The sequence below is a fragment of the Methylobacterium sp. J-072 genome (genome assembly GCF_022829425.1).
Classification (GTDB): Bacteria; Pseudomonadota; Alphaproteobacteria; order Rhizobiales; family Beijerinckiaceae; genus Methylobacterium.
Window position 1 is genome coordinate 188845 of record NZ_JAKSYK010000180.1, and the last position, 18900, is coordinate 207744.

Annotated in this window: 20 protein-coding genes; 14 read left to right on the plus strand and 6 right to left on the minus strand. The window is 70.4% G+C overall.

All coding sequences use genetic code 11. From position 1 onward, the window contains the following. Positions 1–57 precede the first annotated feature (57 nt). Complete coding sequence (locus MKK67_RS22280) at positions 58–2088, minus strand: ATP-binding protein (protein WP_243969525.1); 2031 nt, start codon at positions 2086–2088, stop codon at positions 58–60. 269 nt (positions 2089–2357) lie between these two features. On the opposite strand from MKK67_RS22280, the gene MKK67_RS22285 reads away from it, so the two are divergent. The 3 genes from MKK67_RS22285 (at position 2358) to MKK67_RS22295 (ending at position 7786) form a co-directional block, all read left to right on the plus strand. Then, positions 2358–3506: an acyl-CoA dehydrogenase family protein gene (locus MKK67_RS22285; RefSeq protein WP_243969527.1), complete on the plus strand. Its 1149-nt coding sequence runs from the start codon at positions 2358–2360 to the stop codon at positions 3504–3506. Positions 3507–3639: 133 nt separating this feature from the next. Next, positions 3640–6948, plus strand: coding sequence for a DEAD/DEAH box helicase (locus MKK67_RS22290; RefSeq protein ID WP_243969528.1), 3309 nt, complete (start codon positions 3640–3642; stop codon positions 6946–6948). A gap of 403 nt (positions 6949–7351) precedes the next feature. Then, positions 7352–7786, plus strand: a complete 435-nt coding sequence (locus MKK67_RS22295; protein WP_243969531.1) for a GlcG/HbpS family heme-binding protein — start codon at positions 7352–7354, stop codon at positions 7784–7786. A gap of 7 nt (positions 7787–7793) precedes the next feature. Here MKK67_RS22295 and MKK67_RS22300 read toward each other — a convergent pair whose 3' ends face one another. After that, on the minus strand, positions 7794–8348 hold the full coding sequence (locus tag MKK67_RS22300; RefSeq protein ID WP_243969533.1) for a PAS domain-containing protein: 555 nt from the start codon (positions 8346–8348) through the stop codon (positions 7794–7796). A gap of 313 nt (positions 8349–8661) precedes the next feature. Between MKK67_RS22300 and MKK67_RS22305 the strand changes: the two genes are divergently transcribed. The 3 genes from MKK67_RS22305 (at position 8662) to MKK67_RS22315 (ending at position 10566) form a co-directional block, all read left to right on the plus strand. Next, positions 8662–8892: a hypothetical protein gene (locus MKK67_RS22305; protein WP_243969535.1), complete on the plus strand. Its 231-nt coding sequence runs from the start codon at positions 8662–8664 to the stop codon at positions 8890–8892. 87 nt (positions 8893–8979) lie between these two features. After that, positions 8980–10239: a Zn-dependent hydrolase gene (locus tag MKK67_RS22310; protein WP_243969537.1), complete on the plus strand. Its 1260-nt coding sequence runs from the start codon at positions 8980–8982 to the stop codon at positions 10237–10239. A gap of 15 nt (positions 10240–10254) precedes the next feature. After that, entirely contained in the window at positions 10255–10566 is a 312-nt protein-coding gene (locus MKK67_RS22315) for a hypothetical protein (protein WP_243969539.1), read from the plus strand. Between the two features lie 22 nt (positions 10567–10588). On the opposite strand, the gene MKK67_RS22320 is transcribed toward MKK67_RS22315, so the two are convergent. Then, positions 10589–10840 (minus strand): hypothetical protein, encoded by a 252-nt coding sequence (locus MKK67_RS22320; protein WP_243969541.1) that lies wholly within the window; start codon positions 10838–10840, stop codon positions 10589–10591. A 160-nt stretch (positions 10841–11000) separates the two neighbouring features. Here MKK67_RS22320 and MKK67_RS22325 point away from each other — a divergent pair, with 160 nt between their 5' ends. Further along, on the plus strand, positions 11001–11729 hold the full coding sequence (locus MKK67_RS22325; protein ID WP_243969543.1) for a hypothetical protein: 729 nt from the start codon (positions 11001–11003) through the stop codon (positions 11727–11729). 47 nt (positions 11730–11776) lie between these two features. On the opposite strand, the gene MKK67_RS22330 is transcribed toward MKK67_RS22325, so the two are convergent. Next, a complete protein-coding gene (locus MKK67_RS22330) occupies positions 11777–12532 on the minus strand; it encodes a DeoR/GlpR family DNA-binding transcription regulator (RefSeq protein WP_243969545.1) in 756 nt (251 codons plus the stop codon). Positions 12533–12644: 112 nt separating this feature from the next. On the opposite strand from MKK67_RS22330, the gene MKK67_RS22335 reads away from it, so the two are divergent. From MKK67_RS22335 to MKK67_RS22350, 4 genes are all read left to right on the plus strand, one after another. Next, positions 12645–13247 carry an NUDIX domain-containing protein gene (locus tag MKK67_RS22335; protein WP_243969547.1) on the plus strand — a complete coding sequence of 201 codons (603 nt, stop codon included), beginning with the start codon at positions 12645–12647 and terminating at the stop codon, positions 13245–13247. Positions 13248–13250: 3 nt separating this feature from the next. After that, positions 13251–13610: a DUF4406 domain-containing protein gene (locus tag MKK67_RS22340; protein WP_243969549.1), complete on the plus strand. Its 360-nt coding sequence runs from the start codon at positions 13251–13253 to the stop codon at positions 13608–13610. Positions 13611–13909: 299 nt separating this feature from the next. Continuing rightward, complete coding sequence (locus MKK67_RS22345) at positions 13910–14125, plus strand: hypothetical protein (protein WP_409568137.1); 216 nt, start codon at positions 13910–13912, stop codon at positions 14123–14125. 295 nt (positions 14126–14420) lie between these two features. Beyond that, positions 14421–14963, plus strand: a complete 543-nt coding sequence (locus MKK67_RS22350) for a hypothetical protein (protein ID WP_243969551.1) — start codon at positions 14421–14423, stop codon at positions 14961–14963. Positions 14964–15443: 480 nt separating this feature from the next. Here the strand turns inward: MKK67_RS22350 and MKK67_RS22355 are convergent, their stop codons facing one another. Continuing rightward, entirely contained in the window at positions 15444–15806 is a 363-nt protein-coding gene (locus MKK67_RS22355) for a hypothetical protein (protein WP_243969553.1), read from the minus strand. A 184-nt stretch (positions 15807–15990) separates the two neighbouring features. Continuing rightward, positions 15991–16938, minus strand: coding sequence for a LysR family transcriptional regulator (locus MKK67_RS22360; protein WP_243969555.1), 948 nt, complete (start codon positions 16936–16938; stop codon positions 15991–15993). 124 nt (positions 16939–17062) lie between these two features. Here MKK67_RS22360 and MKK67_RS22365 point away from each other — a divergent pair, with 124 nt between their 5' ends. From MKK67_RS22365 to MKK67_RS22375, 3 genes are read left to right on the plus strand one after another with little or no spacing between them, the layout of a single operon-like run. Continuing rightward, positions 17063–17671, plus strand: coding sequence for a YceI family protein (locus MKK67_RS22365; protein WP_243969557.1), 609 nt, complete (start codon positions 17063–17065; stop codon positions 17669–17671). Between the two features lie 28 nt (positions 17672–17699). Beyond that, on the plus strand, positions 17700–18308 hold the full coding sequence (locus MKK67_RS22370; RefSeq protein ID WP_243969559.1) for a cytochrome b: 609 nt from the start codon (positions 17700–17702) through the stop codon (positions 18306–18308). Further along, positions 18305–18895, plus strand: coding sequence for a YceI family protein (locus MKK67_RS22375; RefSeq protein WP_243969561.1), 591 nt, complete (start codon positions 18305–18307; stop codon positions 18893–18895). The genes MKK67_RS22370 and MKK67_RS22375 overlap by 4 nt, the downstream gene beginning before the upstream one ends. Positions 18896–18900: the final 5 nt, after the last annotated feature.

The window sequence follows — 18900 nt, forward strand, 5'->3', positions numbered from 1 at the left end:
GAGGAAACGCCCACAAGGGGCAGCAGCGCGGCGACGCCATCGCCATGCTGCATCGCATCAACCGGAGAGCGGGGGCCTTGTTCCCCGCCCGCCCCGAAGCTGTGTCGCCTCGTAGAGCACCTGAGCGAGCTGCTCGGCCGAATACGGCTTGCGCACCAGCATAAATCCGTGCGCGTCGTCGGTGGCCAGGATGTGACTGTAGCCCGAGGTCAGGACCACCGGCAGGTCCGGGCGGGTGATCTGCAACTGCCGGGCGAGGGCGACGCCGCCCATGCCGGGCATGACCACGTCCGAGAAGACCGCGTCGAAGCGGGCGGGCGTCCGCTCCAGCTCGGCGAGCGCCTCCTCGGCGGATTTCGTCCAGATCGGCGCGTGGCCGAGATCCTCCAGGATCTGAGTGCAGAAGCGCCCGACCTCGAGATTGTCCTCGACGACCAGGATGCACAGGCTCCGCTGCGGCTCCGGCTCGCGCCTTTCGTCGCGGCCGGAATCGGCCACGTCCGCGGGGGCGTCGACCTGAGGGAGGTACAGGGTGAAGCGCGTGCCGCGCCCCGGCAGGCTCGCCACGTCGATATCGCCGCCCGATTGCTTGGCGAAGCCGATGACCTGGCTGAGCCCGAGCCCGGTGCCCTTGCCGATCTCCTTGGTGGTGAAGAACGGCTCGAAGATCCGGCCGAGATCCGGGGCCGGGATGCCGCTCCCGGTATCGACCACCATCACGGCCACGAACGGCCCCGGGCCGCCGGCATGGCCGCGGATCGGCGGCATCGGGCGGCCGCTCTCGAGGCGCAGGGTCAGGCTGCCTTCCCCGTCCATCGCGTCGCGGGCGTTCACCGCCATGTTGATCAGCGCCGTCTCGAACTGGCTCTCGTCGGCCCGCACGAAGCAGGGCGTGCCGGGCAGGTCGGTCTCCACGTGGATGCGGGCGCCCGTGACCGAATCGAGCATGTCGGAGATGCTGCGCAACCGGGCGCAGATGTCGAAGACCTGGGGCTTGAGCGCCTGGCGCCGGGCGAAGGCGAGGAGCTGGCCGGTGAGCTTGGCGGCCCGGTCCACCGTGTCGGAGACCGCGTCGAGGTAGCGGCGCCTGCGCTCCTCGGCGAGTTCCGGCCGGCGCAGGAACTCGACCGACGAGCGGATGATGGTCAGCAGGTTGTTGAAGTCGTGGGCGACGCCGCCGGTGAGCTGGCCGATCGCCTCCAGCTTCTGCGATTGCCGCAAGGCCTCCTCGGCCTGGCGCTGCTCGGTGATGTCGCGCCCGAAGCCGTAGAACAAGCCATCCTCCGGGACCACGGTCCAGAGCACCCGCCGCCAGCCGCCGTCGCGGGTCGTGCAGGCGACCTCGACATCCTCGACCCGCCGGTCCTCGCAGAGGGGCTTGAGCGCCGCGCGCGCCGCTTCGCGGTCCGGGGCGGCGATGAAGTCCAGGGCCTTCCGGCCCAGGGTCTCCGCTTCGGACCAGCCGAGCGCCCGGCTCCAGGACGGGTTCACCGACTGGACCTGCCCGTCCTTGGCCGAGACGAGCTTCAGCACCGGCGACAGGGTCCAGACCCGGTCGCGGTCGCGGGTCTGGGCGGCGACCTGCGCCTCCAGATGGTCCGCCCGCGCCTTGAGCAGCGCCCCGGTGCGCCGGCTCTCCAGCAGGTTCATGAGGGTCCGGGCGAGCCCCTCCAGGATAAAGACCTGCGGCTCGGTCAGGCTGTGCGGTTCCCGGTCGAGGACGCTGAGCGTGCCGATCGCCCAGCCCTCGGAGGTCGCGAGCCGCACGCCGGCGTAGAAGCGCAGATCCGGCTCGCCGGCGACCGCCCCGCAATCCGGCAGCACCAGCGCGCCCGCCCGGCCCAGGGTCTCGATGCAGGGGCCGGTCTCAAGGGGCCGGTCCGGCGCCGCGTGGCCGAAGGCGGCCTTGCTCCACTGCCGGTCGGCATCGGCGAAGGTGATCCGCGCCATCGCGGTGCCGCAGGATACGGCCGCCATCCGGGCGATCTCGTCGAAGGCGTGCTCCGGCGCGGTGTCGAGGATGGCGTAGCTGCGCAGAGCCGCGAGGCGCTGGGGATGATGGCGTTCGAAGCCCGCTGGGCAGGACATGGTCTCGTTCCGCGACACGGCTGCGTCATAGCCCACGGCACCGACCCCCCCAAGTGAATCATCAGCGGCGGTCTGACGGCTTGTTAAGCCGGATCTCTCTACAACGCCTGGATGTCGATTCGGGGCCGGGTCGCCCGGTGCAGATCGACGCGCCGCAGGGCCCTCGTCGCCGCAGCCCAATCCGCCACGATGTGCAGTATCGTCGCACGGCGTATCGAAGCGAGTCGCGGCGGGTTGCTCGTTCGAGCCCTATTGTGAGCGGAGCAGGCGTGGACCTCAGACTCGACGATATCGCCTGGGGCACCCAGGGCGATCCGGTGGCGGCGGCCCGTGAGGTCGCGGCCGGCGCGGCGCGTCGGGCCGGAAGCCACGATCACGACGGGGGTTTTCCGGCCGACGACGTAGCGGCGCTGGCCCGGCTGGGCCTGCTGGCCGCGCCGGTCCCCCGGCGCGCCGGCGGCGCGGGCCTCGGCGAGGAGCCGGACGGGGCGATCCTGCGGGCCGTGCTCACCCATGTCGGGTCCGGCAGCCTCGCCCTGGGGCGCGTCTACGAGGGCCATGTCAACGCGGTCCAGCTCGTCGCCCGCTATGCCGCGGGCGAGGCGCGCAACAACCTGCTCTCTGATGCCACGCAAGGCCACCTGTTCGGGGTCTGGAACACCGAGCCGCCCGGCAACGGCCTCAAGATCGACAGCACCGGAGCCACCCCGGTCCTCAAGGGCGTAAAAACCTTCGCGTCGGGGGCCGGGTTCGTGACCCGCGCCCTCGTGACTGCGCAGCCCGCCACCGGCGGCTCGCAGATGATCGTCGTCGCCTTGGAGCCCGGCGCGCGGGCCGACCTCTCGGCCTGGCGGGCGCAGGGGATGCGGGCCTCGGCCACCGGCACCGTGGATTTCACCGGGCTCGGCGCCGAAAGCTTCACCCTCGTGGGCGCCCCCGACGATTACCAGGCCCAGCCGCATTTCTCGGGGGGCGCCTGGCGCTTCCTCGCGGTGCAGCTCGGCGGCCTGGAGGCTTTGCTCGACGCCTGGCGCGGCCATCTCGTCGCCACCGGCCGCGGCGAGGACCCGCATCAGCTCGCCCGCTTCGGCGAGGGCGTGATCGCCGCCGAGACCGCGCGCCTCTGGGTGGCCCGGGCCGCCGCGATCGTGACGGATGACGGCGATCCGGACGGGATCATCGCCTACGTCAACCTCGCGCGCCTCGCGGTCGAGCGCGCCGGGCTCGATCTGCTGGAATTGGCGCAGCGCTCGGTCGGCCTGCAGGGCTTCCTGCGCGACCACCCCCTGGAGCGCCTGACCCGCGACCTCGCCACCTACCTGCGCCAGCCCGGACCCGACCGGGCGCTCACCGAGGGCGCCCGCCACGTGCTGCGGTCTCCGCGGGCGAGCGGCGATCTCTGGCTGGACGAGGCCTGATCCCGGAAGGCCCGGGATTCCCGGACGCAAGCCTTTTCGAATGCGGCATCGCGTCTGTGAATCGGACCGGCGCGGCCGGGAGCCCTGACCGCCGGCCGGCGTTTGCAGGATCCGGGACAGGTTCGGATCAGGCATGGCCAAGCGCAGGACGAAGACGGTCGCCCACCAGGAGACCGAGGACGCGCCGCTGATGCCGACCGGCGCGCTGGCGGTGGCACTGCTGGGCTTGGCGGAAGATGCGGCACCTCTCGTCCACGTCGCCCGGGATGCCAGGCGGCTGGAGGAACTGGCCGCGACGCTCCAAGCCCTGGACCCCGAGGCGCGCGTCGCCGTCTACCCGGAATGGGATTGCCTGCCGCTCGACCATGCCTCGCCGTCGCGGGCGATGATGGGCGCCCGGGCCGCCACGATGCGCTGGCTGACCGACCGGGGCGCCCTGCCGGGCTTCGTGCTGACCACGGCCCCGGCGCTGATCCAGCGGGTGCCCCCGCCCGAGACCTGGGCCTCGGCCCGGGTGACCCTGCGGGTCGGCGATCCCCTCGACGTGGCCGCCGTGACGGCCGACCTTCAACGCCTCGGCTACATCCTCGACGAGCGGGTCGACGAGCCGGGCGAGATCGCCGTCCGGGGCCGCACCGTCGAGGTGTTTCCCGCCGCGGCCCCGCGCCCCTGCCGGATCGAGCACGCCGACGGCCGGGTCACCGCGATCCGCTCCTACGACCCGATCTCGCAGCGCTCCGTCGCCGAGGTCGCGGATCTGGTGATCGATCCGGCCACCGAGATCGTCCTGGCGCCGGATTCCGGCCAGAGCTTCGAGCCGTTCACCGGGCAGGAGCACCGGCTGGACCGCTACTATCCGCGCCTCGTGACCCTGCTCGATTACGTGCCCGAGGCCCGGCTCGTGGTCGAGGACGGCACCCAGGCCCGGGTCGATGCCTTCTACGAGCAGATGGACGAGGCCGGAGCCCGGCGGGTGCCCCGCGGCGGCCGGCCGGATGACGGTGTGGGCCTCTACCTCGCGCCCAAGGCTTGGCGGGACCTCGTGGCGGCGCGCACCCGGGCCATGGCCACGGACGCGGCGGCCGAGCCGGTCGGGATCCCGGTCTTCGCCCGGGAGCGTCGGCCGGACGCCGCCTTCGCCAAGGCGATGCGCGAGCGGCTGAAGACCGGCGACGTGGTCGTGCTGGCCGGCTCGCGCCAGCCGCTCCGGCGCCTCGTGCGCCAGGCCGGCAAGATCGCCGAGCGCCCGGTCCGGCTGATCGACGGCTGGTCCGACCTCGTCGACGCGGCGCCGGGGGACATCCTCGCCCTGGAGGCGCCGATCGGGGCCGGCTTCCGCGTCCCGGCGCGGGGCGCGACGCTGTTCGCTGCCGCCGACCTGTTCGGGCCGGACGCCGCGGTGGCCGGCACCGCCAGGGCGATCCTGCCGATGGGCGAAGTCGACCTGCGCCCCGGCGACGTGGCGGTCGACCGCGACCACGGCCTGTGCGTGTTTGAGGGGCTGGAGCCCGTGGCGAGCCCGCAGGGCGTCGGCGCGGACGACGAGCCCTCCGAGGCGTTGCGTCTTCGCTTTGCCGGCGACGCGATCCTGATGGTGCCGGTGACCCAGGCCGACCGGATCTGGCGCTACGGCCCGGAGCCCGACGCGGTCACTCTGGACAAGCTCGACGGCGGCACCTGGGCGCGCCGCCGCCTCCAGGCCGAGGCCACCATGGCCCGGACCGCCCGGGTGATGCTGGACGCCGCCCGCGCCCGCCGGGAGACCGAGGCCCCGGTCCTGGCGCCCCCGTCCCGCGACATGGAGCGCTTCGCCGCCGGTTTCGGCTTCGCCCCGACCCCGGACCAGGCCGCCGCGATCGACGCGCTGATGATCGATCTCGCCTCGGGCCGGCCCATGGACCGGCTGGTCTGCGGCGATGTCGGGTTCGGCAAGACCGAGGTCGCGCTGCGGGCTCTGGCGGCGACGGTTTTTGCCGGCAAACAGGCCGCGCTGATCGCCCCGACCACGGTCCTGGCCCGCCAGCATGTCGAGACCCTGCGCCGCCGCTTCGGCCGGTTCGGCATCGAGGTCGCGCAGCTCTCGCGCCTGGTCTCGCCGGCCGAGGCCAAGCGGGTGAAGGCCGGGCTGGCCGACGGCACGATCCGGCTCGTGGTCGGCACCCAGGCGCTGGCCGCCCGCGGGGTGCGCTTTTCCGATCTCGGCCTGACCGTGATCGACGAGGAGCAGCGCTTCGGCGCCAAGATGAAGACGGATCTCCGCCGCCTGGCCGAAGGCGGGCACGTGCTGACGCTCACCGCCACGCCGATCCCGCGCACCCTCCAGGCGGCGCTCGTCGGCCTCCAGAGCCTCAGCGTGATCGCCACGCCCCCGGCGATGCGCCAGCCGGTCCGGACCGTGGTGGCCCCCTTCGAGGCCGATGCGATCCGCGAGGCCCTGATCCGCGAGCATCGCCGCGGCGGCCAGAGCTTCGTCGTCTGCCCGCGCATCGAGGACATCGCCCCCATGGCCGAGCGCCTGCGCGGCCTCGTGCCGGGCCTCGACGTGCTGGTGGCCCATGGCGACCTGAAGCCGTCGGCCATGGACGAGGTCATGGTCCGCTTCGCCGACGGGGATGGCGACGTTCTGCTCGCCACCGCCATCGTCGAGAGCGGCCTCGACGTGCCCCGGGCCAACACCATGCTGGTCTGGGAGGCGGCCCGGTTCGGTCTGGCCCAGCTCCACCAGCTGCGCGGCCGGGTCGGACGGGGCCAGCGGCGCGGGGTCGTGCACCTGCTGAGCGACCCGGCCGCGCCGCCCCCGCCCGCGGCGCTCCAGCGCCTGCGCGCCCTGGAAGCCCTGGACCGGCTCGGCGCCGGCTTCGCGGTCAGCGCCCGCGACCTCGACCTGCGCGGCGCCGGCGACCTCGTCGGCGAGGACCAGGCTGGCCATGCCAAGCTGGTCGGGCTCGGCCTCTACCAGCACCTGCTGCAGCTGGCGCTCACCGCCGCCAAGGGCGAGCCGGCCGAGGATTGGAGCCCGGAGATCGAGATCGGCCTGCCGAGCCGGATCCCGGCGGATTACGTGCCGGAGCCGGAGATCCGCCTGAGCCTGTACACGCGGCTGCTGCGCCTGCGCGACGGCGAGGCGATCGAGGCCCTGGCCGGGGAGGTCGAGGATCGGTTCGGCGCAGCCCCGGCGCCGGTCCTGGCCCTGTTTACCCTGGCGCGGCTGCGCGCCGCCTGCTGCGGGCTGGGCGTCGCCCGGCTCAGCGGCGGTCCGCAGGGTGTCGCGGCCGATCTCCGGTCCGACCGGCCCCTGCCGCCGATGGCCGCCGAGGACGGGATCGTCCTGCGCCAGGGCCGCGTGGTCTGGCGCCGGCCCTGTGCCGACGCCGAGGCCCGCGCCGGGCTGGCCGGTGATCTCCTCGACCGCATCCGGTCCGCCCGGGAGCGCGCTGCGTGAGGCGGTTCTCGTCGGCAGCCCTCACGGTCACGCGCTTGTGAGGGCTGCCGGGGCCGGACCGGTACGAACGTATCAGTGACAGCGGGCCCGCCGCGGCCCATCTGCGGCGGGCCATACCCCGACCGGGACTCCGCGCGCCACGGGCTGGCGCGCCGGATCGGTCGGGTCCCGCCGTTGTACCGGGGTCTCTTGCCCTTTCGTCTCCGGTACGGCCGCATGGCCGGGTGCCCATGAACCCCGTGCAAGGCGGGCACCCGGCCTGTCGTCCGTCCACGCCCGGACTCGATCCCGGAGTTGACCGGGGGCATTCGCTCGGGCCTTCTCAACCGGAACGGGTCATGCCCGGCTCCGCTGGAACCACTCCGCGAGCTTGTGCATTCCCGGGGCCAACCAGGGAGGCACCATGCACGTCACGATTGAGCAGGCCGAGCGGGCGATCGCCGCGGCACGGGCGAAGGCCGTGGAGCTGGGCACCCAGATGTGCATCGCGGTGGTCGATTCCGGCGGCAACCTGAAGGCGTTCCACCGCATGGACGATGCCTGGGTCGGCTCGATCGACATCGCCCACAAGAAGGCCAAGACCTCGGTGTTCTTCGGCATGATGACCGGCCAGATCGGCCAGCTGTCCCAGCCCGGCGGCCCGCTCTACGGCATCGAGCATTCCAACGACGGGTTGATCACCTTCCCGGGCGGCATCCCGATCGTCGACGCCGACGGGATCATGTCGGGCGCGATCGGGGTCAGCGGCTCCACGGTCGAGAACGATCACGCGGTGGCGGAGGCCGGGGCCAAGGCGATCGGCGAGACCGAACTCCCGGCCCATCCCTGGCGGACCTGAACCCGCCTTACGGCTCCCGCTGCGCGAGCGCCCGGCCGATCCCGAGCAGCAACATGTTCGAGATCAGCCGGAGGTTCTCGTCGCCGTGGCGCTCGAGCGCGGAATGGGCCCGGATGCAATGGTCGGCCGCGGCTTCCAGGTGCTTGGCCTGGGCCGCGCCGTCGCCATTCGCGGCCGGTGACGCGCCGGCATAGAGATCGGTGACGTCGATATAGGCGCCGCGTCCCCGCAGCGCCCCCACGGCGTCGGGAACCAGGCGGCCGCGATTGAGGATCCAGCGGACGTGGCCGGTCTCGCTCAGCACGCGGAACTCCAACGAGACCAGGCCGCCCGTCCGGCGCACCGCGCGGATCCGCTCGAAGACCCAGCCGCGATCCTCGGGATGGATGCGCCCGAGGGCGACGTCCAGGGGCAACGGCTTGCCGGCAAAGCTCGAATCCCCGGACAACACGGTGGCTGCACCCGCGTCGAGCACGGATCGGCCGGCCAGGACATCCGTGTCCCAGGTCCCGACAAATCCCGCATCCTGCAAGGCAGAGGCTGCCGTGGACGCCAACGCCATTCAATCCCCCGAACCGGCTGCGGCCTGTCGATCACCTGATATCCGCCAACCCGTAGCGACAATGCAGCCGCGACGTTGTGTGTCCAGGGATCGATCCTGATCAATCGCCGATCCGCACCCGGACATGTCGTCACGGGTCTCCGGCATCCGATCGCCGACGGATGCTGCTCTTCGACGGCGTCGCCGCCGCATTCGTGCCGGATGCACGCAGCGTAAAGCTTTTCGTGATGCGGTCCCTCCGTCGCCGAACCCATACCCACTTCGGTGATGAAGACACTATATGCTCGGATACGATATCGTTTCAGGTCTGTTGATGCGCACATACATTGTCCGGGCGATCCGCCGTGAGCCGGACGGGATGCTCGGGCCGGACCTGTACCGGCACGCCTTCGCGGCGAAGGACGATTCCGACGCGGTCGCGGCAGCCAAGCGGATCGATCTCGACCTGGCCGAACTCGGCGCCAACGCGGTCTACGTCTCGGCCGAGGATGGGCGGGCGATCTGGAGCCTGCACGCGCAGGATTTCCCCGACCCGACCCTCTGACGCCGACCCGCCCTGGTGCCGGGCGGGATCACGGCCTAACGTCGCCGCCTCCGGTCTACGGTCGACCGAGGCGAGGATCACACGGGCATGGATCGCACCAACCTCCCGCTCTCGCAGGACCGCCTCTGGGACAGCCTGATGGAGCTCGCCTGGATCGGCGCGCTCCCCAACGGCGGCAACGACCGGCAGACCCTGACCGACCGGGACGCCGAGGGGCGCGCCCTGTTCCAGCGCTGGGGCGAGGCGATCGGGCTCACCCTCACGGTGGACCGGATCGGCAACATGGTGTTCCACCGGCCGGGGCGGGACCCGGGCCGGAAGCCCGTCGCCATCGGCAGCCATCTCGACACCCAGCCCACCGGCGGCAAGTTCGACGGGCCGCTCGGCGTGCTCGCCGGCCTGGAGATCCTGCGCGCCCTGCACGAGGCCGGGATCGAGACCGAGGCGCCGCTCCTGCTGATCAACTGGTGCAACGAGGAGGGCTCGCGCTTCGCGCCGCCGATGAGCGGCAGCGGCGTCGCCATGGGGATCGTCCCGGAGGCCGACGTGATGGAAACCCGCGACCTCGCCGGCCACGTCTTCGGCGAAGAGCTGCGCCGGATCGGCTGGCAGGGGGAGGCGGATCCGGCGACTCTTCGCGGGATCGGCGCCTATTTCGAATTGCACATCGAGCAGGGCAAGCGCTTGGAGGATGCCGGCCTGACCATCGGGGTGGTCGACCGGGCGCTGGCCCAGATCTGGTACGAGATCACCGTGCTGGGCGAGGAGGCCCATGCCGGCAGCCCCATGGCCGGCCGGCGCGACGCCATGATGGCCGCCGCGGCACTGATCGGCTCCCTGGAGGACATCGCGCGGGAGGCGGTCGGCCCCGAGGGCGAGCGCGGCCGTGCCACCGTCGGGGTCCTGACCGCCGAGCCCGCGAGCCGCAACATCACCCCGGGCCGGGTCTGGTTCAGCCTCGACACCCGCCACGGCGATCCCGGGCAGCTGGAGGCGATGCGGGGGCGGATCTTGGCCCGGGCCGACGCGCTTTCTGCCGAGCGCGGCGTCGCGATCCGGGTGGAAGACTTCTGGCGCGCGCCGCTCACCCCGTTCGACCCGGTGCTGGTCGACCGGGTCCAGGCAGCCGCCGAGGCGCGGGGCCATGCCTGGACCCGGATGCCGACCGCGATCTATCACGACGCCGTCTACTGCGCCCGCGTGGTGCCGGCGGCCCTGGTCTTCTGTCCCTGCCACGGCGGAATCAGCCACAACGAGGCCGAGAGCATCACGCCGGACTGGGCCCGGGCCGGCATGGAGGTGCTGGCCGACGCGGTGCTGGCCACCGCCGGCATCGCGCGCTCCTGAGGAGGCTGGTTCGGCATGTCCGACGACAACGTCATCCGCCCGACCTTCGGTGCCCCCCGCACCATTACACCGCCCGAGCGAACGGAGCCCGGTTCCGAGCTGCCGCCGATGCGCCTGTTCGGTGCGGCCGCGGGCCACCGGGTCGGCCTGATCCGCGACCCGGCCGCCCAGGAGGGCGACGTGTTCCGGATCGTGATCGGCCCGGAGGACGAGCAGGCGGTGGAGACCGTGGCGCTGCTGCCGGCCGGCGCCGACGCGGAGGGCGAGGCGGAGCGGATCGGCTTCGCGATCCTGCGGGCGCTGGAGGTGGTCGAAGGGGCGGTCTGAGGCGCGGTCTGATCGGGGCCGGTCAGGCGATCGGCTTTGGCTTGATGATCGGCGAGCGCGTCAGGCTCTGGATCTCGCGGCCGGGCCGCCCAGCCTTGAGGGCGATCTCCTCCTCCTGCTCGGCGATGATCTGCCGGGCCGGCTCGTCGCCGTCGAGGCCGCCGAGGATCTCGGCTGGGACACGCCGGTTCGAAGCCCGGGAGCCGTCCTCGAAGACGACGTCGAACAGAATGAAGCCCCGTTCCTGGGGTCTCGACTTGATGCGCTTAGCCATAGGTGCTGATACGCCACCGCGATCCCGCGCGGCAGGGGGCACCGCCGCGCAGGGGGTTGCACCGCGCGCAGCGCCGAACCCACCTGCGGCCCCGCTCTCGCCGTGATCTTTCGTGCCGCCGGTCCCCGACCGGCCGAACCGCCAAACTAAGGAAACGTCCGTGATACCCTGGGTTCATCTCGACACCGGCTCGGTCCCGGGCGGCGGCACCGACCTGCGCCTGATGCAACGCGGCGACGAGTTCTCGATCCTGGCCGACACGATCGAGCTGATGAACAACCGCCGCAGCGGCTCCGAGGCGGCGCTCGCCGCCATGACCTGCGAGCGGCTGAAGGACCGGCCCCGGGCCCGGATGCTGATCGGCGGTCTCGGCATGGGCTTCACCCTGCGGGCGGCGCTCGAAGGCCTCGGCCCGGAGGCGCGGGTCGTCGTGGCCGAGCTGGTCCCGGCCGTGATCGCCTGGGCCCGCGGCCCGCTCGCCCATGTCTTCGGCGATTGCCTGGACGACCCCCGGGTCGAGGTGCGGGAATCCGACGTGAACCGGCTGATCCAGGCGGGGCCAGGCCAGTACGACGCCATCCTGCTCGACGTCGACAACGGCCCGGAGGGCCTGATGCGCCGCTCCAACGACCGGCTCTACGACAATTGGGGCCTCAAGCGCGCCCGCTGGGCCCTGCGGCCGGCCGGCATCCTGGCGGTCTGGTCCGGCGCCCCGGACCGGAAGTTCAAGTCCCGCCTGCAGCGCTCCGGCTTCGCGGTCGAGGAGGCCCGGGTCCACGCCAGCGGCCGCGGCAGCGGCCCCAAGCACGTGGTCTGGCTCGGCACCCGGACCGAAGGGCCGGTCGCGCCGGATCGGCCCGAGACCGGTCGCTCAAGGCCAGCCCGGTAGCTGTCGTTGCCGCGCGGTGTCGGCCGTTGCGACGACGGCCGATGCCCTCAGGCGAACGCGATGGTGGTGCCGGCCTGCTGAAAAGGGTCGGTCAGCTCCATCGGGAGGCCGCCCTCGACAACGAGAACGTCGATGTCAGCCAGCTGTTGGATCTGGAACGGCGAGACGGCGCCGAGCTTTTCTCGGGAGGCCAGAACGATGGTCTCGGCCGATTGCCGGCTCAGAGCACGCTTGATCGCCGCCTCCTCGGGATCTCCGGTCGTGAGGCCCATCTCGGCATGTACGCCGGTCACTCCCAGAAAGTAGAGGTCGGCGCGGATACGCGCGATGGCTTCGGCAGCGGTTGCGCCTACGGCGACCATGGAGTGTCGAAACAATCGTCCGCCGATCAACTCGACCTCAATGCCGGTATGATCGGCCAACGCGACCGCCACGTTCGGACTATGGGTAACGAAGGTGGCCTTGAGATTTGGGTCGAGATGTCGAGCGATCTGGATGGCGGTCGTGCCGCCGTCGAGAAAGATTATTTGCCCAGGCTTGACCATTTTGGCCGCCGCCCTGCCAAGCGCGGTCTTGCCTTCCGGTGAGAGACTTTGCCGAGCCACGAGATCGGCGACCGCAGGCGATGCCGGCAATGCACCACCATGAACGCGTTGCAGCAGCCCTTGCCCTGCAAGCTCACGCAAGTCGCGACGGATCGTATCTTCCGAAAGCCCCAATTCCTGGCTGACTGCCTTCGCGACGATGCGCCCGTCGCGTTGCAGAGCCTTCAGGATGTGGGTTTTGCGTTCCAAGGTCAGCATGGGGCAGTCCGTGCGCGAAATTTCTTGACTCTAAACGAAATTGCACGAAATTCGCGAAAATGGCAAAGCCTAATACGAATCCGTGCTGTTTCGTGCGGTCGAGAGGTGTTCCATGAGTGTAGCGGATCGGATTCGCGTTGAAGACGTGCGAGTGCTCTCGGACGATTGGTCGGTATTGAGAAAAACGACCTTTCGTTTTCGTCGTACCGATGAGACATGGCAGCGACAGAGCCGAGAGACTTACGACAGAGGAAATGGAGCGACGATTCTCCTCTATGACCCGGAGCGCTTCACGGTCATCTTGATCCGCCAGTTCCGATACGCCGCCTTCGTTAATGGCTGGGATGACCTCTTGATCGAGACGCCCGCCGGGCTGCTCGACGATGCCACCCCGGAAGACCGTATTCGCGCTGAAACGGAGGAAGAGACCGGCTTCAGGGTCCGGAACGTCAGACGAATTTTCGAGGCCTATATGAGTCCCGGCTCGGTGACGGAGAAAATGTTCTTTTTCGTAGGGACTTATCACATCAATGATCGCGTTCGCGCCGGCGGCGGACTGGCAGCCGAAGGCGAGGACATCGAAGTTCTGGAGGTCGGCTTCGATCAGGCACTTAAGATGATCGAGGATGGCATCATCCGCGATGCCAAGACGATCATGCTCCTGCAATATGCCGCTCTGAACCTGTTCAAGTTCCCGCTTTCCGGGGGGAACTGATTCATGCTGATCCTGATCGCAGGCCCTTACCGCTCGGGTACGGATGACGATCCCGCCAAGATGGCTGCGAACCTTCGGCAGCTCGAGGCAGTGTCCTGGCCCCTCTTCGAGGCCGGTCATCTGCCCATGATCGGCGAGTGGATTGCCCTCCCAGTTTGGCAAGCGGCGGGCGGACAGCACGCGGGAGACGAACTGTACGATCGGATCTTCCATCCTGCCGCGGGCCGAATCCTTGAGCTCTGTGATGCGGTACTTCGTCTTCCGGGGGCATCCACGGGGGCGGATAACGATGTCCGCATCGCGACGAAGCGAGGCATCCCGATTTTTTATCGCCTTGAGGACGTACCCGGCTGCTCCGGTTGAGCGGGTTTCGCAGCTTTGGTCGAAAACCTGCAATCTATCAAAACCCTAGGCGGGCGAAACGTTGGCCTGCCAACGCGATGCTGCTTAGGTCGTTAGAGGACCGGATTGCAGCACCGGGGACCTGATCTCATTGCCGTTGGGACAGGATCAATCGGGACGAAATATCTGTAGGACGTGACGATGGTACCGCTCGCGCCGGCAGTGTCCGCTGACGCAAGACGCGTCAGACAGGACAGGGGCTCGGGATCGGCCTGCCGCCCACGGTCGCACCCCCTGGGCCGGCGGCCGGGACTCCGCACATGCGGGGCATGGGTGCGAATGGCGGGCATCTCTATACGGTCGAGGTCAGGCCGAGCCGGCATGACCCGGGCCGTTTCACGTGGGCGATCCGCGACCGCGGCAAGCTGGTCCGGGGATCGTACCGTCCGCACGCCTCGGAGGGCGCCGCCCGCGCCGTCGCCCTGGCCGAGGTCGAGCGGCTGATCGGGCATGACGAGCCGCAGAACGGCGGCTGATCGGGCCGTGCGGGACCCGAGCCATGGTGTGAACGCGCATCTCGACGACCAGAGCGTGTCACGCATGCATGCAGAAACAACTCCCGATCGGTTGCATGCCGCACTGCGGTAGCCTATCTCTGCACTGCGGGATGGCGATGGCGTCGCGATCCCGCTGCCCTTCTTGGGCGTTTCCTCCCTAGACTTCGGGCCGCTCCTTCGGGAGTGGCCTTTTTTCTTGCCTGCAGCCGCGGCTGAGAGCCGCTGCCCGTACTCCGCGCGCGGCCGAGAGCTTCGGCCAAGCGGAACCATGACCTTGGCTGTTCGTTCTGCCGTCATGGAACACTACAGATCCACCCTCGCGACGACCGCGATCGCCGTATTCGGGCTGGTGGTGGCCGCGCATACTCTGCATCCGGGCAATTACGAGGCGCAGACGCGCCCGGTCCGGACCGTGACAGCGCCGGCCGAGCCGTCGAGCTGGATGGATCCGCCGGCCCGGATGGCCGGTGTGAGCAAGCCGGAGCCGCGCGTCTCCGAAACCGCAGCCGCGACCCCGTCCGACCTGCTGGCGCCGCAGATGACCGCCCTGCCGGCCGGCCTCGCCACGGCCCCAGCTCTGCCGAGCGAGATGATCGCCCCGGCCCAGAAATCCCGGACCACGCTCGCGACGCATCGGTCGAAGGCGGCGGACCGCAACACCCGTCACGCGGCGCGCCTGCGCCATGCCGCCCTGGCCCGCACGGCGACCGTCGAGCCCGCCGTCTCGGCCCCAGCGCCCGGGCAAGACTCCAAAAAAATCGATCCGATCGGCGATCTCATCCGCGGGCTCGGCCTCGGCCGCGACAGCGAAGGCTGAGCCGGGGGCGGCTCTTAGAGCCTGTTTGACTGCGTGATCGCAGTCGCGTGACGGTTCTGACTGCCGTGTATCCCAATCGTCCCCTCATCCTGAGGTGCTGCGCAGCAGCCTCGAAGGAGCCCTCCAGGCATCGCGCGGCCGGCTGGAGGGCTCCTTCGAGGGCTCCGCTCCGCTACGCCACCTCAGGATGAGGTCGAGAAGGGGAAAGACCGGTCAAACAGGCTCTTAGAGCATCCTTAGACTGCGCGATCGCAGCCGAATGACGGTCCTGATCGACGGAAATCCCACTCAATCCCCTTATCCTGAGGTGCTGCGCAGCAGCCTCGAAGGAGCCCTCCAGGGATCGCGCGGCCGACTGGAGGGCTCCTTCGAGGGCTCCGCTCCGCTACGCCACCTCAGGATGAGGTTGAGGATGGGAATGATTGGTCAAACAAGCTCTTAAGAGACACCGGATTGTCATCTCGTTGAGCCCTGCGTGCCCTACTGCACGTGAATGGTCAGCTTCATCTTCGGGTGGATGCCGCATTGGATGACGAAATCCCCGGGCTCGACCAGGACCAGCCGGGTCTCGGTGCCGGGCTCCTGATCGCCGGCATCGAACGAGAACCGGTCGGCTTCGATGAAGGCGTGGTGGCTCTGGCTGGCGTCCTCGTTGCGCAGGGTGATCGTGTCGCCCAGCCGCAGGAACAGGTCGGTCGGCACGTAGTGGCGCCCCTTCTGGAGGACGATACGGGTCGTGCTCGACAAGGTCGCCCAGGCCGAACCCGGCGCCGCACACAGGCCTACGAGGGCCATCGTCCCGACGAGGAGCAGGGGCCGCAGGCACCGGTTGCGTAGGGGCATGTCTGGTGTCCGCGCGAGAAGAGGATGCGTCCGGGCAAGGGATCGGGGAGGTCGCGTACCGAAGCGGCCCGGGATGCCGCTGCCGGCCATGATGCGCGGCGCCCCTCAACGCCGCCTTACACGGACCCGTAAGATTGTCTCGACCGTGTCGTCAATAGCGTGTCTATAGTTCATAAATACAATCTTAGACTGTATTCGTTGGTGAATGCGTCTCCTCATCGCACGGCGTCAGGGCCGCGCGCACGTGCTCCCGGAAGACTTGGACCCGCGCCGGCAGGTCGCGCCCGGCCAGGGTCACGGCGCGCAGGGCCGCCCCCCGCCTCGCCCAGGGGGCGAGCACGCGCACGAGCTGGCCCGCCGCGACCGCCCGGGCGGCCACGAGGCTCGGGATATGGCCGATCCCGGCACCGACCAGGGTCAGGCGGTGGACGGTGGAGAAGTCGCTGACCCGGATGGCGGGGTTCAGGACGAGCTGCTCGGCCCGGCCCTGCCCGTCGGTGATGGAGAGGGCGCCCCCGCCGGTCCGCTCCCGGGGGAGGATCAGGTCGTGGTCGTGCAACCCGGCCAGGTCGGTCGGCGCCGAGCGGCGCAGCAGGTAGGCGGGGGCGGCGTAGAGGGCCACCGACAGGGTCGCCAGGACGACGGCCCGGTAGCCGGTCTCCTCCGCACCGCCGAGCCGCAAGGCGAGGTCGATCCGGTTGGCCGCGAGGTCGAGGCGGGTATCGGTGTTCAGCATCTCGACCGTGATCTGCGGGTAGGCCGCCCGGAAGCTCGCGATGATTTCCGGCATCACCTCGATTCCGAAATCGATCGAGGTGGTCATGCGCAGGTGCCCGGCCGGCACTGTCTGGGCGTCGCGGGCGGTCTCGGCCGCCGCGTCGAGCAGCGCCAGGCTCTCATGGGCCTTGGCGTAGAAGGCGAGCCCCTCCGCGGTGGGCGAGACCGCCCGCGAGGTCCGCGCCATCAGCCGGGCGCCGAGCGCCTGCTCCAGCCGGGACAGGCGCCGGCTGACGCTGCCCTTGGTCTCCCGCAGGCTCGCGGCCGCGGCCGTGACGGTGCCGAGATCGACGACCGTGCAGAAGGCGCGCACGTCGTCGAGGCTGCCGTGGAAGGTTTCCGATTTCGCAACCATGGGGTTCCGGATAGCAGGCTCAACCGCGGCCGTGAACGGGTCTAGAGGGACGTGGCTGTGCGCCGGACCGAGTCGGCCGTCCCAATCGGCCGTCACACCCGCCGTCCTCATCTGGGAGAATCCCTTGAAGTCGCTTCTCGCCTCCGGCCTTCTGGCCCTCCTCGTCGCCACCCCGGCCCTGTCCCAGACCCCGGCGACCCGCGACCCGGCCCAGATCCAGGCCGGCACCTACGCGGTCGATCCGAATCACACCCAGGTCGGCTGGCGGGTCTCCCATATGGGCTTCTCGAACTATGCCGGCGGCTTCTCGGACGTGTCCGGGACCCTCGACCTGCAGCCGAAGAACCCGGCGGCCGCGAAGCTCACGATCAAGATCCCGGTCGCCTCGGTGACCACGACCAGCGCCAAGCTCACCGACGAGCTGAAGGGCGACCAGTGGCTCGACGCGGCCAAGTACCCCGACATCACCTTCGTCTCCACCAAGGTCGCCCCCGAGGGCAAGGACAAGGCGAAGGTCACCGGCAACCTGACGCTTCACGGCGTGACCAAGCCGGTGACGCTGGACGTCACCCTGATCGGAGCCGGCGTGAACCCGCTGAGCAAGAAGGTCACGGTCGGCTTCGACGCCACCGGCACGGTCAAGCGCTCCGAGTTCGGGGTGAAGACCTACGTGCCGCTGATCGGCGACGACCTGCACCTGACCATCGCGGGCGCCTTCGAGCGGCAGGACTGACCCGGAACTCCGGGGCGGGAGGATGGCCATGGCACCCGATGCAGCGGCGCGGCGCTACTCCGCGGTGGCCATCCTGCTGCACTGGGCGAGCGCGCTCGGCGTGCTCGCCCTGATCGGCATGGGCCTGACCATGACCCATGCGGGCTTAAGCCCGATGCGCCTGTTCCCGCTCTACCAGTGGCACAAGTCGGTCGGGATCACGGTGCTGATCCTGACCGGTCTGCGCCTCGCCTGGCGGCTGGCCCACCGCCCGCCGCCCCATCCGGCGAGCATGCCGACCCACGAGCGCCGGGCGGCGGGGGCGGCGCATGGGGCCCTGTACGGTCTCCTGATCGGGCTGCCGCTCACCGGCTGGGCGGTGGTCTCGCTCTCGCCGTTCAACATCCCGACCGTGCTGTACGGGCTCGTGCCCTGGCCGCACCTGCCGCTCGCCCCGCTGCTCGCCGACCCGGCGGCCGCGGAGGGGCTGTTCAAGGCGCTCCATGCCTACGGAGCCTGGTTCCTGACCGCACTCCTGGTGCTGCACGTCGCGGCCGCGCTGCGCCACCATCTCATCCTGCGCGACGGCGTGCTGTGGCGGATGCTGCCGGGCCGCCGCCTGGCGACGCTCTCTGAGCCCCTGGAATCCACCCGATGACCCTGCGCCGCCTGCTTTCCGCTGTGTGCCTGTCGGCCTGTCTGCTGGGCGCCGCGTGTCCGGCCACTGCCGCCGAGTGGGCGGTGGATCCGGCCAAAAGCGCGATCCGGTTCTCGGGCGTGCAGGTCGGGACGCCGTTCTCCGGTCGCTTCGAGCGCTTCGAGGCAAAGGTGGATTTCGATCCCGCCAAGCCCGAGGCCGGCCGCGCCACGGTGCTGGTCGACTTGAGCAGCGCCCGCACCGGCGACGCCCAGCGCGACACGGCGCTGCCCCAGAAGGACTGGTTCGACGTAGCGAGCGCCAGCCAGGCCCGGTTCGAGGCGACCCGCTTCGTCGACAAGGGTCGCGGCGACTACGAGGCCATCGGCGAGCTGACGATCCGCGGCGCGAAACGCCCGCTGACGCTGCCCTTCCACCTGTCGCTCGAAGGGCCCCAAGCGCACGCCACCGGGCATGTCGGGCTCGTCCGCACCGATTTCGGTGTCGGCCAGGGCGCCTGGGCCTCCGGACAATGGGTCGCCCTCGAAGTCGGGGTCGATATCGATCTCGTCGCCACGGCCCGGTCCGCCCCGGCCGACGGGCACTGACCGGT

Coding starts and splice junctions, on each gene's coding strand:
- MKK67_RS22315 (WP_243969539.1), top strand. CDS start 10,255: ATGTCCGACGACAACGTCATCCGCCCGACCTTCGGTGCCCCCCGCACC.
- MKK67_RS22320 (WP_243969541.1), bottom strand. CDS start 10,840: ATGGCTAAGCGCATCAAGTCGAGACCCCAGGAACGGGGCTTCATTCTG.
- MKK67_RS22375 (WP_243969561.1), top strand. CDS start 18,305: ATGACCCTGCGCCGCCTGCTTTCCGCTGTGTGCCTGTCGGCCTGTCTG.
- MKK67_RS22295 (WP_243969531.1), top strand. CDS start 7,352: ATGCACGTCACGATTGAGCAGGCCGAGCGGGCGATCGCCGCGGCACGG.
- MKK67_RS22340 (WP_243969549.1), top strand. CDS start 13,251: ATGCTGATCCTGATCGCAGGCCCTTACCGCTCGGGTACGGATGACGAT.
- MKK67_RS22310 (WP_243969537.1), top strand. CDS start 8,980: ATGGATCGCACCAACCTCCCGCTCTCGCAGGACCGCCTCTGGGACAGC.
- MKK67_RS22370 (WP_243969559.1), top strand. CDS start 17,700: ATGGCACCCGATGCAGCGGCGCGGCGCTACTCCGCGGTGGCCATCCTG.
- MKK67_RS22335 (WP_243969547.1), top strand. CDS start 12,645: ATGAGTGTAGCGGATCGGATTCGCGTTGAAGACGTGCGAGTGCTCTCG.
- MKK67_RS22330 (WP_243969545.1), bottom strand. CDS start 12,532: ATGCTGACCTTGGAACGCAAAACCCACATCCTGAAGGCTCTGCAACGC.
- MKK67_RS22300 (WP_243969533.1), bottom strand. CDS start 8,348: ATGGCGTTGGCGTCCACGGCAGCCTCTGCCTTGCAGGATGCGGGATTT.
- MKK67_RS22355 (WP_243969553.1), bottom strand. CDS start 15,806: ATGCCCCTACGCAACCGGTGCCTGCGGCCCCTGCTCCTCGTCGGGACG.
- MKK67_RS22305 (WP_243969535.1), top strand. CDS start 8,662: ATGCGCACATACATTGTCCGGGCGATCCGCCGTGAGCCGGACGGGATG.
- MKK67_RS22345 (WP_409568137.1), top strand. CDS start 13,910: ATGCGGGGCATGGGTGCGAATGGCGGGCATCTCTATACGGTCGAGGTC.
- MKK67_RS22360 (WP_243969555.1), bottom strand. CDS start 16,938: ATGGTTGCGAAATCGGAAACCTTCCACGGCAGCCTCGACGACGTGCGC.
- MKK67_RS22290 (WP_243969528.1), top strand. CDS start 3,640: ATGGCCAAGCGCAGGACGAAGACGGTCGCCCACCAGGAGACCGAGGAC.
- MKK67_RS22280 (WP_243969525.1), bottom strand. CDS start 2,088: ATGTCCTGCCCAGCGGGCTTCGAACGCCATCATCCCCAGCGCCTCGCG.